This is a genomic window from Candidatus Filomicrobium marinum, from assembly GCF_000981545.1.
Classification (GTDB): Bacteria; Pseudomonadota; Alphaproteobacteria; order Rhizobiales; family Hyphomicrobiaceae; genus Filomicrobium; species Filomicrobium insigne.
The window spans coordinates 291,897-308,468 of the sequence record NZ_LN829119.1; the positions used below are offsets into that span (position 1 = coordinate 291,897).

At 56.9% G+C, this 16,572-nt stretch carries 17 protein-coding genes; 12 read left to right on the forward strand and 5 right to left on the reverse strand.

Annotated elements, in window-relative coordinates:
• Positions 1-3: 3 nt before the first annotated feature.
• The gene (locus YBN1229_RS01380; protein WP_348270694.1) at positions 4-1,158 is read left to right on the forward strand and encodes an anhydro-N-acetylmuramic acid kinase; all 1,155 of its coding nucleotides are present in this window, start codon (positions 4-6) and stop codon (positions 1,156-1,158) included.
• Positions 1,159-1,220: 62 nt separating this feature from the next.
• On the opposite strand, the gene YBN1229_RS01385 is transcribed toward YBN1229_RS01380, so the two are convergent.
• The gene (locus YBN1229_RS01385; RefSeq protein WP_046475803.1) at positions 1,221-1,949 is read right to left on the reverse strand and encodes an alpha/beta hydrolase; all 729 of its coding nucleotides are present in this window, start codon (positions 1,947-1,949) and stop codon (positions 1,221-1,223) included.
• A 324-nt stretch (positions 1,950-2,273) separates the two neighbouring features.
• On the opposite strand from YBN1229_RS01385, the gene YBN1229_RS01390 reads away from it, so the two are divergent.
• From YBN1229_RS01390 to YBN1229_RS01435, 10 genes are all read left to right on the forward strand, one after another.
• The gene (locus YBN1229_RS01390; protein WP_244464978.1) at positions 2,274-2,846 is read left to right on the forward strand and encodes an Rrf2 family transcriptional regulator; all 573 of its coding nucleotides are present in this window, start codon (positions 2,274-2,276) and stop codon (positions 2,844-2,846) included.
• Positions 2,821-3,969: a cysteine desulfurase family protein gene (locus YBN1229_RS01395; RefSeq protein WP_046475807.1), complete on the forward strand. Its 1,149-nt coding sequence runs from the start codon at positions 2,821-2,823 to the stop codon at positions 3,967-3,969. The genes YBN1229_RS01390 and YBN1229_RS01395 overlap by 26 nt, the downstream gene beginning before the upstream one ends.
• A 65-nt stretch (positions 3,970-4,034) precedes the next feature.
• Complete coding sequence (gene sufB, locus YBN1229_RS01400; protein ID WP_046475811.1) at positions 4,035-5,501, forward strand: Fe-S cluster assembly protein SufB; 1,467 nt, start codon at positions 4,035-4,037, stop codon at positions 5,499-5,501.
• Between the two features lie 8 nt (positions 5,502-5,509).
• Positions 5,510-5,800 (forward strand): hypothetical protein, encoded by a 291-nt coding sequence (locus YBN1229_RS01405; protein ID WP_046475815.1) that lies wholly within the window; start codon positions 5,510-5,512, stop codon positions 5,798-5,800.
• Positions 5,801-5,887: 87 nt separating this feature from the next.
• Positions 5,888-6,637, forward strand: coding sequence for a Fe-S cluster assembly ATPase SufC (gene sufC / locus YBN1229_RS01410; protein ID WP_046475818.1), 750 nt, complete (start codon positions 5,888-5,890; stop codon positions 6,635-6,637).
• A gap of 79 nt (positions 6,638-6,716) precedes the next feature.
• Positions 6,717-8,042 carry a Fe-S cluster assembly protein SufD gene (gene sufD / locus YBN1229_RS01415; RefSeq protein ID WP_046475820.1) on the forward strand — a complete coding sequence of 442 codons (1,326 nt, stop codon included), beginning with the start codon at positions 6,717-6,719 and terminating at the stop codon, positions 8,040-8,042.
• A 55-nt stretch (positions 8,043-8,097) separates the two neighbouring features.
• Positions 8,098-9,363 (forward strand): cysteine desulfurase, encoded by a 1,266-nt coding sequence (locus YBN1229_RS01420; protein WP_046475822.1) that lies wholly within the window; start codon positions 8,098-8,100, stop codon positions 9,361-9,363.
• Between the two features lie 61 nt (positions 9,364-9,424).
• Complete coding sequence (locus YBN1229_RS18480; protein WP_425284159.1) at positions 9,425-9,847, forward strand: SUF system Fe-S cluster assembly protein; 423 nt, start codon at positions 9,425-9,427, stop codon at positions 9,845-9,847.
• A gap of 66 nt (positions 9,848-9,913) precedes the next feature.
• Positions 9,914-10,303 carry a Fe-S cluster assembly scaffold SufA gene (sufA, locus tag YBN1229_RS01430; protein WP_076605267.1) on the forward strand — a complete coding sequence of 130 codons (390 nt, stop codon included), beginning with the start codon at positions 9,914-9,916 and terminating at the stop codon, positions 10,301-10,303.
• A gap of 30 nt (positions 10,304-10,333) precedes the next feature.
• Positions 10,334-10,903, forward strand: a complete 570-nt coding sequence (locus YBN1229_RS01435; RefSeq protein ID WP_046475828.1) for a DUF924 family protein — start codon at positions 10,334-10,336, stop codon at positions 10,901-10,903.
• A 28-nt stretch (positions 10,904-10,931) separates the two neighbouring features.
• On the opposite strand, the gene YBN1229_RS01440 is transcribed toward YBN1229_RS01435, so the two are convergent.
• Together YBN1229_RS01440 and YBN1229_RS01445 are read right to left on the reverse strand one after the other, a co-directional pair.
• Complete coding sequence (locus YBN1229_RS01440; RefSeq protein WP_052743599.1) at positions 10,932-12,521, reverse strand: DEAD/DEAH box helicase; 1,590 nt, start codon at positions 12,519-12,521, stop codon at positions 10,932-10,934.
• Positions 12,522-12,829: 308 nt separating this feature from the next.
• A complete protein-coding gene (locus tag YBN1229_RS01445) occupies positions 12,830-13,507 on the reverse strand; it encodes an aquaporin (protein ID WP_046475833.1) in 678 nt (225 codons plus the stop codon).
• A 446-nt stretch (positions 13,508-13,953) separates the two neighbouring features.
• On the opposite strand from YBN1229_RS01445, the gene YBN1229_RS01450 reads away from it, so the two are divergent.
• Positions 13,954-15,357 (forward strand): fatty acid desaturase family protein, encoded by a 1,404-nt coding sequence (locus YBN1229_RS01450; protein WP_052743600.1) that lies wholly within the window; start codon positions 13,954-13,956, stop codon positions 15,355-15,357.
• Between the two features lie 100 nt (positions 15,358-15,457).
• Here YBN1229_RS01450 and YBN1229_RS01455 read toward each other — a convergent pair whose 3' ends face one another.
• Together YBN1229_RS01455 and YBN1229_RS01460 are read right to left on the reverse strand one after the other, a co-directional pair.
• Complete coding sequence (locus tag YBN1229_RS01455) at positions 15,458-15,745, reverse strand: hypothetical protein (RefSeq protein WP_046475837.1); 288 nt, start codon at positions 15,743-15,745, stop codon at positions 15,458-15,460.
• 144 nt (positions 15,746-15,889) lie between these two features.
• Positions 15,890-16,477: a VCBS domain-containing protein gene (locus tag YBN1229_RS01460; RefSeq protein ID WP_046475841.1), complete on the reverse strand. Its 588-nt coding sequence runs from the start codon at positions 16,475-16,477 to the stop codon at positions 15,890-15,892.
• Between the last annotated feature and the right edge of the window lie 95 nt (positions 16,478-16,572).

Genomic DNA, 16,572 nt, shown 5'->3' on the forward strand with positions numbered 1-16,572 from the left:
ATCGTGCGGGACCATGCACAGGAAGGCGCGATTGGGCAAGGTGATATGCGCGAGATGATACGGGCGCTGGGGCTTATGAGCGGGACGTCGATGGATGGCATCGACGTGGCCATGATCGAAACGGACGGGGAGCGCGTTGTGCGCAGCGGAGCTTCCATGACGTTTGACTACAGTCCGGAGATGCGAGAGCGTTTGGCGACAGGCATCGACCAAGCCCGTTCAATCAACGGGCGTTGCGAACGCCCGGGGCTGTTGGCCGATATCGAGCGGGAGCTGACGGAACTCCATGCGAGCGCGGTGTCGGCCTTCCTGCGAAAGTCATGCCTTGTCCGTTCAGATATTGATGTCATTGGCTTTCACGGACAAACGGTGCTTCACCGGCCAGAAGATCATTTGACGGTGCAAATTGGCGATGGGGCCTTGTTGGCGAAATTGACGCACCGCCCGGTTGTTTATGATTTGCGTGCACGGGACATGGAGCTAGGTGGCCAGGGCGCTCCCTTAGCGCCTGTTTATCATCGGGCACTGTTGGCGGAACTTGCCCCGCGGCCAGCGGTCGTCGTGAATATTGGCGGCGTGGGCAATGTGACGTGGATCAGCGCCCAAGGCGATCTTATTGCTTTCGATACGGGGCCTGGGAATGCGCTTATCGACGATTGGGTGCGCGCGAAGGCTGGTCGCGCTTGTGATATCGGCGGTGCATTAGCCGCGCAGGGGCGCGTCGATGAAGCGGCTGTCGCGCAATTTTGTATGTATCCCTATTTGGAGCTGTCCGCCCCGAAATCGCTAGATCGCAATACATTCTCGCTCGATGTGGTCGCGGGGATGTCTATCGAGGATGGTGCAGCAACTTTGACGGCCATTACGGCTGAAACAATCGCACGCGCACGATCGCTTATGCCGGAGGCGCCGCTGGCGTGGATCATCTCGGGCGGTGGCCGGAAAAACCCAACGCTCATGGCCATGCTTCAGGAGCGTTTGCCTGGAGAAGTCCTCAGTGCGGAGGTGGCCGGCTTAAACGGGGACAGCGTTGAAGCCGAGGCGTGGGCATTTATGGCGGTAAGATCTCTGAAGGGCTTGCCCATTACGTTTCCCGGGACGACGGGCGTGCGCTTTCCTGCGTCTGGTGGGGTGCTCGTAGATCCTGCGAGCATTTGAGCTAAGAAAAAATCCCGGCCATTTGGGCCGGGATTTGCTCTATTCGTCGTTGTGCGGATTTTTTATTCTTCTTCGTCGCCCGGCTCAACTTCCGCGGGGGCAGGCGGCGGAGGTTCTTTGCTCGCCTTCGCTTTTTCTTTCTCTTTCGGGATCTGCGTCATCCGCATGTCGACGTAGCGACCGACGATGTCGGTCAGTTCGTCCATCTTGCCCTCAAAGAAGTGGTTGGCGCCGGGCACGATCTCATGGTCGATCTTAATGCCCCGCTGGGTTTTGAGCTTACCGGTCAATTCCGCGATGGAGCTGGATGGCACAACCCTGTCGATGTCGCCATTGATCATGAGGCCAGATGAGGGGCAGGGGGCGAGGAATGAGAAGTCATACAAGTTGGATGGCGGTGCGACACAGATGAAGCCTTCGACCTCGGGGCGGCGCATCAGCAACTGCATGGCAATCCAAGTGCCGAATGAAACGCCGGCGATCCAGCAACTGCGTGCGTCGGGCTTTACAAGCTGAAGCCAGTCGAGTGCGCATGCGGCATCGGCGAGTTCGCCTGGGCCACCATCCCAGAAGCCCTGGCTACGGCCAACTCCGCGGAAGTTGAAGCGAAGCACCGAAAAGCCACGTTCTACGAACGTGTGGTAAAGGCTGTAGACAACCTGATTGTTCATCGTTCCGCCGAACTGCGGGTGCGGATGCAGGATCAGGGCGATTGGGCTATCGCTGGCCGACTCGTGGTGGTAGCGCGCCTCCAGGCGGCCTGCGGGTCCGTTAATGATCAATTCGGGCATGTGTGATCGCGTATCCTGTGTGAATGCTACGTAACCTTATTGCGCTCGAACGGCGCATTTTGCTGCCGTTGTACCGGCTCCGTAGCCAAATTCTGTTATCGGGACTGTGTGCGACGCGGTCCAAGTAGCCGTAGCGACAGCGCATCCCGCGAAGACTCTCCAGACACTGAATGGGCTGCTACGAGCCTCGATGCAACCTTAGGCGTAGCACTGATCTGCCAATACTTGACTTCGTGGCTCGGAATTTTCATATTCAAACCAAGTTTAGAACTGTTCGAAAGTACCAGCCTCGTTTTGGCAGCTCCGAGCGAGCGTTCTTAGCACATGGATGAGCCTTATGCGCAAGAGGCTGCCCTACCGACCTTGCGGACGGAGTGGGGTGCGCGCGAAGGGCGATTATTCCGAGACGGTTTAATGGAACTGAGCACTAAGGGACGATACGCGGTCATGGCATTGGCCGACTTGGCAAAGTATGGCGGCGCGGATGCAATTCCGCTGTCGGCTGTTGCCGAGCGCCAACAGCTTTCGATCGCGTACCTGGAGCAAATCTTTGGGCGCCTGCGCAGGGCTGGTCTCGTGGATAGCGTGCGGGGACGGGCTGGCGGGTACTGTCTCATGCGTCCCGCAAACGAGATTACCGTCATCGAGATTCTCCGAGCGGTTGACGAAGGCACGCGGATGACCCGCTGCACGGATGGACCTGATGGCGGCTGTTTGGGTGAAGCGCGTTGCCTGACCCACGAGCTTTGGCACGCGATGGGCGCGCATATCGCAGCTTTCCTCTCTGTGGTGACGCTTCAGGAGGTTGTGGACGGTATTCCAGAAGAAAAATTGGCACAGCCGTTCTGGCGAAAAGTGTGGCGGCAGCAGAATGACAGTCTCGCGGACATATCTTGATTTCAACGCGACGGCGCCCCTGCGCGAGGAAGCCAAGGTGGCTGTGATCGCGGCTTTGGAGGATTTCGGTAATCCGTCCTCGGTTCATGTCGAAGGGCGTCGTGCGCGTTCGCTCGTAGACGCAGCGCGCCGGGATGTGGCCGCGCTCGTTGGGGCGGTGCCTGGCGAAGTGGTCTTCACGGCGAGCGGGACTGAGGGTGCCGGTGCTGTTCTGGCGATGGACTGGGATACGATCATCGTGTCCCAGGTTGAGCATTCCGCAGTATTGGCCGCTGCACGGCGCGCGGCCGATCGGGGCGTGCAAGTCATCGAGGTCGGTGTTGGCCCGGATGGTGTGATTGATGCCGAGGCCTGCGCGCGGGTGCTGGAGACTGCAGCTGCGTCTGGCGGACGGACTCTCTTCGCATTGCAGATGGCGAATAATGAAACGGGCGTTCTTCAACCGTGTCGAGTGCTGTTTCAAATGGCGCGCGCGCAGGGTGTCGCGGTTTTGTGTGACGCTGTCCAAACAGCGGGACGCATGCCGATCAATCTTGCGGAATTCGGCGCCGATTACCTGGTTGTGTCGGGGCACAAAATCGGTGCGCCGAAGGGGACTGGTGCACTGGTCATTCGCGATGGTGCACGTTTTGTGCCGCTGCTCACCGGGGGCGGACAGGAACAGAACCGGCGTGCCGGTACGGAAAATGTCGCTGGGATTGCGGGCTTTGGTGCCGCGGCACGTGCGGCGAGCGAAGACTTTGCTGCTTTCGAGCAGTTGAGCGCGTTGCGTGACCGATTGGAAGAAGGCGTTACTGCGCAGACCCCTAATGCGTCGGTGATTGGCCAGAACGTCGACAGGCTCGCCAATACGAGCACGGTTGTTCTGCCGGGGTGTCGCGCGGAGACCCTCGTGATCGGCTTTGATCTGGCCGGAATCGCCGTGAGTTCGGGGGCCGCATGTTCGTCAGGCAAGGTCGGCCGCAGTCACGTGCTTGAAGCGATGGGATTGGAGCCCGAGACAGCGCAGTCCGCGATCCGGATCAGTCTTGGGTGGACGAATACGGCAGAGGATGTCGAACGATTTCTAATCGCCTGGGCGGATGTCGCCGGGCGCGCGAGCGTTGCGCGAAGGGTCGCGTAACGGAACGGACAACAACGTGGTGGGCCGGGGGCTCGCCCTAAAAGAAGTGAAGTGAGGAGAAGGCAATGGCAACGGTCGAGACCATCGAACAGGTCAAGCAGATCGACGTCGACCAGTATAAGTACGGCTTCGAGACGCAAATCGAATCGATCAAGGCGCCGAAGGGGCTCGACGAGAATACGATCCGCTACATTTCGGAGAAGAAGAACGAGCCGCAGTGGATGCTGGACTGGCGACTGGATGCGTTCGAACGCTGGCAAGCGATGAAGGAGCCGACATGGGCTCGAGTTAGCTATCCAAAGATCGATTTTCAGGACCTCTATTATTATTCTGCACCGAAGAACGCGGAGGGTCCCAGAAGCCTCGAAGAGGTGGATCCTGAGTTGCTCGCGACCTATGAAAAGCTTGGTATTCCTCTGAAAGAGCAGGAGATCCTGGCGGGCGTGCAGAATTCACGCGTGGCGGTCGATGCCGTGTTCGACTCGGTTTCGGTTGTGACCACGTTTAAGGAAGAGCTGGCGAAAGCGGGCGTAATCTTCTGCTCGATCTCGGAAGCTCTGCGTAATCATCCTGATCTGGTGAAGAAGTATCTGGGTTCGGTAGTGCCGAAGTCTGATAACTTCTATGCGGCGCTCAACTCGGCAGTCTTTTCGGATGGTTCGTTCGTCTACATTCCGGAGGGCGTGCGCTGCCCGATGGAATTGTCGACGTACTTCCGTATCAATGAGAAGCAAACCGGACAGTTCGAGCGGACTCTCATTATCGCCGAGAAGGGGTCATACGTTTCGTACCTCGAAGGCTGCACCGCGCCGATGCGCGACGAAAACCAGCTGCACGCGGCCGTCGTCGAACTCATTGCGCTCGATGACGCGGAGATCAAGTACTCGACGGTGCAGAACTGGTATCCGGGCGATGCCAACGGTCAGGGTGGCATCTATAACTTTGTGACGAAGCGCGGCGACTGTCGCGGCAAGAACTCGAAGATCTCCTGGACCCAGGTCGAGACCGGTTCGGCGATCACGTGGAAATATCCCTCGTGTATTCTGCGTGGCGATAACTCACGCGGCGAGTTTTATTCGATCGCGATTTCCAACGGGCATCAGCAGATCGATAGCGGCACGAAGATGATCCACCTCGGCAAGAATACGTCGAGCCGTATTATCTCGAAGGGTATCGCAGCCGGCGTTTCGCAGAACACGTACCGCGGTCTCGTTTCGGCGCATCGCAAGGCGACCAATTCGCGAAACTACACGCAGTGCGACTCGCTGCTGATCGGCGATCGGTGTGGTGCGCACACGGTGCCATACATCGAGGCGAAGAACTCGTCTGCGCACTTCGAGCACGAGGCGACCACCTCGAAGATCTCGGACGACAAGCTGTTTTACTGCATGCAGCGCGGGCTCTCAGAAGAAGAAGCAGTGACGTTGATCGTTAACGGCTTCGTGCGGGATGTGCTGCAGCAGTTGCCCATGGAGTTCATGGCGGAAACGCAAAAGCTGATCGGGATCTCCCTGGAAGGCAGCGTTGGCTGAGGCATCGCATGGGCGAGTATTGGTTTAAGCCTAAGAGGCATGGCTATGGCGCCACGCCGACGAACTGGAAAGGCTGGCTTGTCACGCTGGCCTTCTCCCTGGCGTTACCTCTAGCTTCTTTGCCGTTTTTACTGTCGCTGACGGACGCAACTCGCACGGTGGGATTGCTGGCTTGGGCTGCTGTGGTGCTGGCATGCGTCTGGGCATTCACGGCCTTTGCCAAGTCCAAGACCGAAGGGACCTGGGAGTGGCGCTGGAACGGCAAGCCTTACCGCTCGATGTTTGACGAAGAAAAATGAACCGCCGTCTTGGTGCGGCGCAAGGATTTGGTGCGGACGCGATGGAAGCGCGCCACTCAGGACTTAGATACGGAGACAGACTGTAAAATGCTTGAGATCAAGAATCTGCATGCGAAGATCATCGAAGAGGACAAGCCGATCCTGAAGGGGATCAACCTGACGGTTCCAACGGGTGAAGTCCACGCGATCATGGGGCCCAACGGGTCGGGTAAGTCCACTCTGGCATACATCCTCGCGGGCCGTGATGATTACGAAGTCACCGAAGGTGATATCCTCTGGAACGGCAAGTCTATTCTGGATATGTCGCCGGATGAGCGCGCGGCTGAAGGTGTGTTTTTAGCGTTCCAATACCCTATGGAGATCCCGGGAGTCGCGGGGCTTACGTTCCTGCGCACAGCACTTAATTCGGTTCGCATGAAGCGCGGTCAACCCGAGCTGACGACGCCGGAATTTATGAAGCTCGTCCGGGAGAAGGGCGCTGAGCTCAATATTGATGTGGAAATGCTGAAGAGGCCGGTGAACGTCGGGTTCTCCGGTGGTGAGAAGAAGCGTTCCGAAATTCTGCAGATGGCTTTGCTGGAGCCGACGCTATGCGTACTTGACGAGACGGATTCCGGTCTCGACATCGACGCGTTGCGGGTCGTTTCCGATGGTGTGAATGCGCTGCGTTCGCCTGAGCGTTCGATGCTGGTGATCACGCACTATCAGCGTCTGTTGAATCACATCGTGCCTGACAAGGTGCACGTTCTATCGGATGGCAAGATCCAGCGTTCGGGCGGTAAAGAGCTGGCCCTTGAACTGGAGAAGTCAGGTTACGCCGAATACCAGGCTGCCTAATGGGCGCGACTGTTGGAGCGACCATCGTGCGTGAGCCGAGTTCGGGATTTACTAATCGGGTGCGCGCGGGAGGCGCGGAATGAATTTAGCAGTGATGAAAACGAAGGCCGAACAAGGCTTGCTTGAGGCATTTCAGTCTGTCGCCGACACTTTGCCGGGTGGTGCAGACGTGCAGAGGGCGCGTCGCGAAGCCGCGGATAGATTTGATAACCTCGGACTGCCGCACCGGCGTATCGAAGAGTGGAAGTATACCGATCTGCGGCAGGTGCTGAAGGAAGCACTTCCGCCGAGTATCGGCGATTCCACGGAGTTGACGATCGCGGACGTTATCGTTGCGCTCGGATCGCTGGCCTCGCTCGACGCGCACAAGATCGTATTCGTCAACGGCGCATACCGGCCGAAACTTTCGACGCCAATGGACCTCGAGGGCTTGGAGTTTTCGCCCTTGTCCTCAGCGTTGGTCAATGGCGAAAGCAAGACCGGGCTGACGCGCACGTCGGGTCCCAAGGACGATGCCACTCTTGCGCTCAATACCGCGTTCATGAGTGACGGAGCTGTTGTCCGTATTCACGATGGCGCAGAGCTCGCCAAGCCAGTGCTCATCGTGCACGTACGTGCCGGGAAGGAAGCGTTCTCCGCGACCGTCCGGCATGTGATTGATGTCGGTGCAGGCGCCAAAGTGACGATCGTCGAAGCTTTCGTTTCGTTGCCTGGCGTTACGGACGAAGGACAGATCAATACGGCCAGCGAGATCGTTGTTGGCGACAAGGCTTACGTGACGCACGTGAAGTGCGCGGTCGACAAGGGTGCGGTGACGCATCTTTCGAATTGGATGGTGCGGGTCGGGAAAGAGGCCGAGTATCGCGGTTTCCAGCAGACGCAGGGGATCGCGTTGGCGCGGAACCAGATCTTCGCGACTTTCGATGGCGAGGACGCCAAGCTCAATCTGTCCGGCGCATTTCTGGGCCGCGGTGGCGATCACATCGATACGACGCTTGTTGTCGATCACGTTGTGCCGGGATGTGAAAGCCGGGAGCTTTTCAAGGGTATTCTCGATGGGCACGCCCGGGGCATCTTCCAGGGCAAGATCGTCGTGCAGCAGGCTGCTCAGAAGACCGACGGCAAGCAGATGGCACAGGCCATGATGCTGTCCCCGGATGCGGAATTCGATTCCAAGCCGGAGCTTGAGATCTTCGCCGACGATGTGGCTTGTGGGCACGGTTCGACGGTTGCGGAAATCGATGAAGAGATGCTGTTTTACTGCCGATCCCGCGGTATTCCCGAGGAGAAAGCGCGTGTGTTGCTGACGGAGTCGTTTATCGCCGAAGCAATTGAAACGGTGGAAGACGAGCCCGTTGCAGAAGCGTTGAAGATGTTTGCGCGCGGTTGGTTGCAAGCTGACTGATGGCAATCCCTATTCAAGCGCAGCTTTTATACAACGCTAAAGCAGAGAGGTCAGAATGAGCGGTGAATCGACAGCAGCAGCGGTTGGAGCGGCAGAGGATCACCGTTACGACGTCGAAAAAATTCGCGCCGACTTTCCGATCCTGAGTCGTGATGTTTACGGCAAGCCGCTCGTTTATCTTGATAACGGGGCTTCGGCGCAGAAACCCCGTCAGGTTATCGAGGTGATGGACCACACCTATCGCTTCGAATATGCGAATGTGCATCGCGGTCTGCATTACCTCTCGAACACGGCGACAGCCAAATTTGAGGAAGCGCGTGAGACGGTTCGGAAATTCCTAAACGCGCCGAGTTCAGACGAGATTATCTTTACGCGAAATGCGACCGGGGCGATCAATCTTGTCGCTCAGTCGTTCGGTGGCATGGTGGTCGGCGAGGGCGATGAGATCGTCCTCTCGATCATGGAGCACCACTCCAATATTGTCCCCTGGAACTACCATCGGGAACGCCGGGGCGCGGTGCTGAAGTGGGCGCCGATTGCAGACGACGGTTCATTCCTAATTGATGAGTTCGAAGCCCTTCTGGGGCCTAAGACGAAGATGGTCGCCATTACGCACATGTCGAACGTGCTTGGGACCATCGTGCCAATCAAGCAGGTGATCGAGATTGCGCACGCCCGTGGCATCCCGGTGCTGGTTGATGGCAGTCAAGCGGCTGTTCACATGCCGGTGGACGTGCAGGATCTAGACTGCGACTTCTACGCGTTTACGGGGCACAAAACATACGGCCCTACAGGTATCGGAGTACTCTACGCGAAGGCGGAACACCTCGATCGGATGCCGCCTTACGAGGGCGGCGGCGAGATGATCGAGATCGTGACGCGTGACAAGGTTACCTATGCTCAGAGCCCGCACAAGTTCGAGGCGGGAACGCCGATGATCGTGGAGGCTATTGGTCTCGGTACGGCGCTTAATTACATGATGGATGTGGGGCGCGATCGCATCGCTGCGCATGAAGCGGAGCTTGCGGCTTACGCCAAGGAACGGTTGGCGCCGTTCAACTGGCTGACGATCCATGGTACGGCACCGGGCAAGGGTGCGATCGTCTCCTTCAGCGTCGAGGGGCTGCATCCGCATGATGTTTCGACGGTTATTGACCGGTCGGGCATTGCGGTGCGTGCAGGGCACCATTGTGCACAGCCGCTTATGGAGCGCATTGGGGTGACGGCAACGTGTCGAGCCTCTTTTGCGATGTACAACACGAAGGCAGAAATCGATGCGCTTGCTGAAGCGCTTGAGCGTGCCCGGGCCTTGTTCGCTTGAATTGGAGGTGAGGAACATGACGGACGATACGTCAATCACCGATGACGTGGTTTCGCCATCCGTGGAAGCGACTGAAATGCAGCCGGGCGATGTGTCTGAAACGGGTGTGAAGTCTTCTGTGCCGAGTGTTGCGGATGGCGGAACGCCGGTTGCCGGGTCGTCTTTGTCTCAGGAAGAACTGGACGAGATGACGGCCAACGTGGTGGCCGCGCTCAAGACGGTGTACGATCCGGAAATTCCAGCGGATATCTACGAACTTGGGCTGATCTATCGGGTTGATATTGCCGACAATCGTGACGTGGAGATTGATATGACGCTCACAGCACCGGGATGTCCCGTGGCTGGCGAGATGCCTCAGTGGGTTGATAATGCCGTGCGCGCTGTGGCTGGTGTCGGTGATGTGAAGGTTAATCTCGTCTTTGATCCGCCCTGGGACATGAGCCGGATGTCGGACGAAGCCCGGTTGGCGCTGAACATGTTTTAGAATCCGGTTGTGGCCCCTATATTAGAGGTAGCCGATACAGGATTTAGCACTGGAATTTTACCTATCATGACGAGCTCTAGACCCCGTCCTCAGGTGATGACCTTGACTGATGCCGCCGCGAAGCGCGTTAGCGAGATCATGGCTCAGAAGCCCAATATCGTCGGCTTGCGGCTCGGCGTAAAAAAGGGCGGCTGCGCAGGCATGGAATATACGATGACCTGGGCGGAATCTCAGGACAAGTTCGATGAGGTTGTGGAAGACAAGGGCGTGAAGCTGCTTATCGAGCCGATGGCCATTATGTATTTGCTTGGCACAGAGATGGACTATGTCCAGGACAAGCTTTCATTCGGTTTCGTATTCAACAACCCCAATCAGCAAAGCGCCTGCGGCTGCGGTGAAAGCGTCAATCTGGCACCTGCGGCCGCGGACAAATTAGCGGCTTTGAAGGTCTCCTGACCTGCTGGTCTTTGGCGTGGAGCACGTGCAATGGGTTCGGAGATTGCCGAGGATTCCTGGGCACAGAGGGTCGTCAAATTCTGGTTCGATACGCTCAGTCCCAAAGACTGGTTCCAACCTCCAACTGAGGTTGATGCGGAGATAGTCTCGCAGTTCTCAGACCTTCCAGACGAGATTTTCGGTAAACCTGATGCGGTGTTGCTGACGAGCCCATATGTTGCTCTTGCTGCGATTGTCGCTCTCGATCAGTTTCCGCGCAATTTATATCGGGGTACGGAGCGTGCCTTTGCGTATGACGAACGTGCGCTCGGGTTGGCCAAGGCCGTCGTTGCGCGCGGGTTTGATCGTGACGATGGCTTAAGCACCGACCAACGCGTTTTTATGTATTTGCCCTTTGAACACAGTGAATCTATCGCCGATCAGGAGCAGGCCGTTACCCTAATCAGGGCGCTCGGGAACGATGTTTATACGCAATATGCCGTCGCCCATCGGGACGTCATTGCCCGCTTCGGGCGGTTTCCTCATCGCAACAAGATTCTTGCGCGCGATTCTACTGAGCAGGAAGCGGAATTCCTGCTGCAGCCGGGAAGCTCATTCTAGCGAAATCGGTTTTGCTCCTCTTTCGCGTTTATTCGCTCGGCACCTTTGCACGGGCCGGGTCGGTCTTCGTGGTCGCTGTGCGGCTTGGCCGACGTACCGGGCGACGGAGGAAAGCCGGAATGTTGTCCGCGAAGCCCTGCGCAGGGGCTACCAAATCGCTCCCGTCGCTGGATTTCGCGATAGCGCGTTGGCGCTTTTGGGTGCTGTCGGTCTTTTTGATGGGTTCTGACGCGGTCTCTTCGGTTTTGGCGGCAGCCTTAGGCGGGGCATCGGGCTTGCGCGCACGCTTCGGTTTTGAGACCTTTTGTTTGGCGTCGGTTTCTTCTAGCATGACCGGTTGTTCGGTCACGGCTTGCTCGTCTTTTGAACTCCTGCGCGACGGTCTTGGAGCTCCTCTGCCGCTCCCACGTCCACGCTCGGGGGAACGTTGACCGCGTGCGCGGCGGCGCTTCTTTGAAGAGCTGTCGGCCATGTCCTCCTCGGAGGGAGGTTCGCCGATCCAATTCGCCGTTGTTCCGGTGATCTTTTCAATGTCGCTCACGAGCTTCAGGTCCTCGAACGTCACGAGGGACGTTGAGTTGCCTTCGCGGCCTGCCCGGCCCGTTCGGCCAATGCGGTGAACGTAATCGTCGGATTGCCAGGGCAGATCAAAATTGAAAACGTGGCTAACGGCCGGGATATCCAACCCGCGTGCAGCCACATCGCTCGCTGCGAGAATTGTGATTTCGCCAGAGCGGAATTTATCGAGTGTTTCGGTGCGGCTCTTCTGGTCCATGTCACCATGCAGCGCTCCGGCATTGAAACCGTGCTTCAGCAGTGACTTGTGCAGAATGGCGACATCGCGTTTTCGGTTGCAAAAGACAATGGCGTTCTTCACGTCGTCAGAGCGCATCAATTCGCGCAAGACTTCGCGTTTGGCCCAGTCTTCGCCATCGGGGCAATACCGGAACAGCTGCGTGATGGTTGTCGCGGTGGTTGCCGGCTTGGCCACTTCGATGCGCATAGGATCATTCATGAACTGATCCACGAGGCGCGTGATCTCTGGTGGCATCGTCGCAGAGAAGAACAGCGTCTGACGGCGCGGCGGAAGGAGTTTGCAGATTTTCTCGATATCGGGAATGAAGCCCATATCCAGCATGCGGTCCGCTTCGTCGATGACGAGTATTTCTACACCCATCAGCATGACGCGGCCGCGCTGAAAATGGTCTATCAGGCGGCCGGGCGTGGCAATGAGGACATCTACGCCGCGATCTAGCTTTTTGGTCTGCTCGTCCATGGAGACGCCGCCGATCAACAGCGCCAAGTTGAGCTTGTTGTTGGCGCCGTATTTTTCGAAGCTTTGTGCGACCTGTGCGGCAAGTTCACGGGTTGGCGCGAGGATCAGGGATCGCGGCATACGTGCACGCGCTCGTCCGGTCTCAAGACGGCAAATCATCGGCAAAGTGAAAGATGCGGTTTTGCCGGTACCGGTTTGTGCGATACCGAGTATATCGCGGCCTTGAATAGCAACGGGAATAGCGGCCGCCTGAATGGGTGTCGGCGTTGTATAACCTGAGCTATCGACCGCCGCCTGGACCTTTGGGCTCAGGCCGAGCTCAGCAAATGTCAGTGTCGTCAAAAGTCATTTACTCCAATTTCGGACGTGGCACGCCCGGACAATCGACACGGACCTGCCGTCGGGAGCGCAGAAATTTTTTGAGACAAGCGAGCATTCGATATGAAGGCTGAGGTCTCGGTAAGGGAAAATGTTGGTCTACCCTCTGCGCCCGAGTTGTTAATGGCAATTGCACATGGGCCTCAACAACGCAAGAAAAACCCGTATCTTATGCTTATTTGCCACGGGATTTTCGTTGCGGAATTGTCATCAATCGCTTCCCAGCTTCATATGCTGGATCAATCATGCAGCCATAAAGCTCTTTAGAGTGGCTATTCTTCGTTAAGCCATCGGGCGATAAGGCCGCCCGTCACAGCTCCGAGAATTGGGGCAACCCAAAACACCCAAAGCTGAGCCAGAGCATGTGCGTCAGTGAAAATTGCCGCTGCCGTAGCGCGCGCTGGATTAAGCGCAGCGTTAGACACCGCCAACGCCATTATGTGGAACATGGTGATGGAAAAGCCGATCGCCAAGGGCGCGACGCCTGAGGGCGCGGTGCTGGATGTGGCCCCCATGAAGACGATGACGAGCAGTGCTGTCGTTAGCCATTCGATAAGCATCACACTCATCAACGAAAACTGGCTCTTACCGCCAAAAGTACTCGCGGCTGCGGATAACGTCGGCCAGTCGCCGCTGCTTGCTCCAGCCCGGATGACATAGATCAAGCTTGCGGCTGCGATTGCGCCGACCAGTTGCGCTGCGATGTACCCAAGGGCCTGGGCGGGCGCAAAGCGCCCTCCCGCCACGAGGCCCAGTGTTACGGCGGGATTGAAGTGGCCGCCGGACACGTGGCCAACGGCATAGGACATGGCGATAAATGCAAGACCGGGTGCCAGCGCCGTCGCGACGAGGCCGCCGCCAGCGGGTTCCGCGAATAAGATGGCGGCGAAAAGCGCCGCAACACAACTGAACGAGCCGATAAGTTCTGCTGAAATGGACCTGAGATTCATGCGTTACCGCCCCCCATTTTAATTGCCGGTTTTGAATGCGCGCTAGAGGATTTTTTCTCGCACTGCGTTTGCCGGAGTCGCAGAAGTTTTAAAACCGCGGATGGCGGTTCAATATGGCAAGGGCCATTTAATCCAAGTCTGGAATGGTCTGTCCGCGATGGAACAAACATCATTTACACGCGGTTTTACCCGATGCGAGGGGCTAGTGCTGCGTACAACTTTGTTGATCTGGGAACTTTCGGCAGATGCCGAAGGCTAGAACGCGCAGCTACACGAGTTTTTGATGCGGCAAGAGCCCGCACGTTAAGCCAAGCATGTGATTTAATGAGATGCAGGTTTAATATTTTGTTTTAAGACGTTGATGTAATGGGGCTAGACCAGGGCGCTGATCGGGGACACAAATCCCGGCGCCTAATGAAGTGAAGAAACGATCTCGGGGTACTGTCATGGGATCTCAGAGCACGGCCGTCCAAAACGGTATTGATGCTGACGTAGATATGGACACGAAGCGCGATTATCGTGCTGTGATCCGGTCGCTCAAAGAGCGCGACAATTACACCAACTTTGCGTACATCGCGCAGGTATGGGCCATCATCATTGGTACTATTGTTCTTACAGTCTGGAGTTTCTCCGTTGTTGCGTGGGAGGGACTCGGATGGTGGTGGAATATTCCAATGGTCGTTGTAGCGGTTTTCGTCATTGGGGCTTCCCAGCACCAACTCGGGGGAATTGTGCACGAAGGCACGCACTTTATTCTCTTTGAGAATCGCAAATTGAACGAACTGGCCTCGGATTGGTTCGGTGCCTTTCCGATTTACACGTCTACGTATGCGTTTCGGCTGCATCATCTTGCGCATCATCAATTCGTCAATGATCCGGAGCGTGATCCGAATTTCTCGCAAGCCAAAGATTCCGGTCACTGGTTGGATTTCCCTGTTGCGCACATCGATCTCGTTTGGGGGATTATCCGGCAGCTCAATCCCGTTCTCTTGGTTAGCTATATTGCGGCGCGCGCGCGCTACAGCGCTTTGGGCGTAGACACCAATCCCTATGCAGATCCTAAGTCTCCAGGTTCGCCCTGGGCGATCCGTTGGGGTGTGCTCTATGCCGTAATGGTGCCCTTCGCCGTGATCGCTTTGTTGTCTGCGGGAGAGCTCGGATACGCAGATTCAGCTTCCATGACGGCTTGGGCGATGGGCATCATCGTCGTCGCTACAGCTGTGCTCGTCGTCTACTACGCTGTGATCCCTGACGACGCCTTCGCGAAGAGTCGGCTTGACCCGATCATTTCGCATCGCGCGACCGCTATCAGCCGTTTGTCCTTCATGGCTATTTTGTACAGCGGTTTGACCCTCGGGGAATACTACAGCGGCGGTATGCCTATGTGGGGCTACTTCGGGCTTTTCTGGATCCTGCCCTTGTTCTCGACGTTTCCGCTATTCATGATCCTGCGGGAGTGGGTCCAGCATGGCAATGCCGATCGGGGTCGTTATACGAATTCGCGCATTTTCCTTGTTAATCCGTTCGTGCGTTATGCCGTGTTCCCGTTTGGCATGGATTACCATTTGCCACACCATCTCATGGCGGCTGTTCCCCACTATAAGCTCAAGGGTTTGCACGAACTGCTTCTTGAGAAGGACGCGCAATACTCATCGCGTGCGCAGGTTGTCGAAGGCTGGTCGCTTCACAAGGGAACGCAGGATAACCCAACGATTGTCGATGTCCTCGGGCCTGATTTCGCGCCCTCCGGCAATACGGCATATGTCGATGACGCGACGCTGGAATATGCCAGCGTCAACGACAAGGACGCGATTGCGGCTCAAAAGCAGGAATCTCTGAACAATCACTGAGATTGGCCGCAATGCTCGCGACCGGAAATAAGCTGAGGGCTCGCAACCAGATTGAATCGGTTGCGAGCCCTCTAATTGTTTTCGTGCTCTTGCGTTGAGTTTACTTACAGACGCGTGCCCAGGCTTTGCACTTAACCAGGAGGTCACGGTCTGATTTCGTTTTGTGATGGGTCGGTCCGACGTGAGGCTTCACGCCCTTTTCGCGCGCCCAGCGAGCGATGGAACGCTTAAGAGCAGTGTCTGCGAACGAGCAGGCGATCGTCTTTTCAACACCGTAGCCCTTGCCCGTGAATTTGTAGCAGTTACCGGCAGCTGCGGGTGCGGATGCCGAAACGGCAAGTCCGGCGATAAGCGCTGCGCTTGCGGCAGCCTTTAAAACCAACTTCATAGGGAAAAACTCCAAGCCCGTTTCAATCCGTCAACGGCATATCCGTAGCCTGGGTATTTGACAATTCTCTTGTAGCTCAAACTTTCTCTGAGTTGTGATCGCGCAACAGCAACTGATGGTTGACGCATTGCGTTGCAAGGGGAATCAAGCTGTTCGCGCGTGGTTGGTCTTACTTTCTTGCTCTGTCGTAATTCGCAGAGTGACGCGCAGGCGTTCCGTGCCATCTTTTGTCGTGCACGTGAAGGCGTCCGCAAAGTCTTCGTCATGAATGGTCCGGCTATAAATAAACGTGCCATCTGCGCGAATTGTGAGTGTGCCAAAGTTCCCGGGGATTTGGACGGGCCGGGTTTCAGGAACGGCAAACGACATGCCTTCGAATGAGACCTCGCTGACACATGTGGTCGCCGTGAAGTCAGATCCCGCCATGAGAGACCCAGCGGCGGTCGTTGACCCCGAAAGGGGGAATTCTTTTGTCTCTCCGGCGTTCAAAAGGTGCGCAGCGTTCGCGTCATCATTATCGGCATAGGAGCTCAGAATGACGTTCGCCGGCGGCTCGAAGTCCGCGTCACCGATCAGGTGAAAAAAGTCTTTAGATACTGTTTTGCTGGGGCTCGGCGTGATTGGAGCTTCCACGCATGTCCGCTCCGTTGGCGCCGGAGCGTCGCTGCTGCTCTCGTTGCAATTCACGTTTGATGGCACAAGGGCCATAGACCCGTGGGCAAAAGCAGCCATTGGTACGCAATACTCCAAACTCACTCGCGGTTCGCAACACCTGGGCGTCCCGCGCGCTTACTCTGTCCGTTTGAACTAAAATTATTCCTAACGAG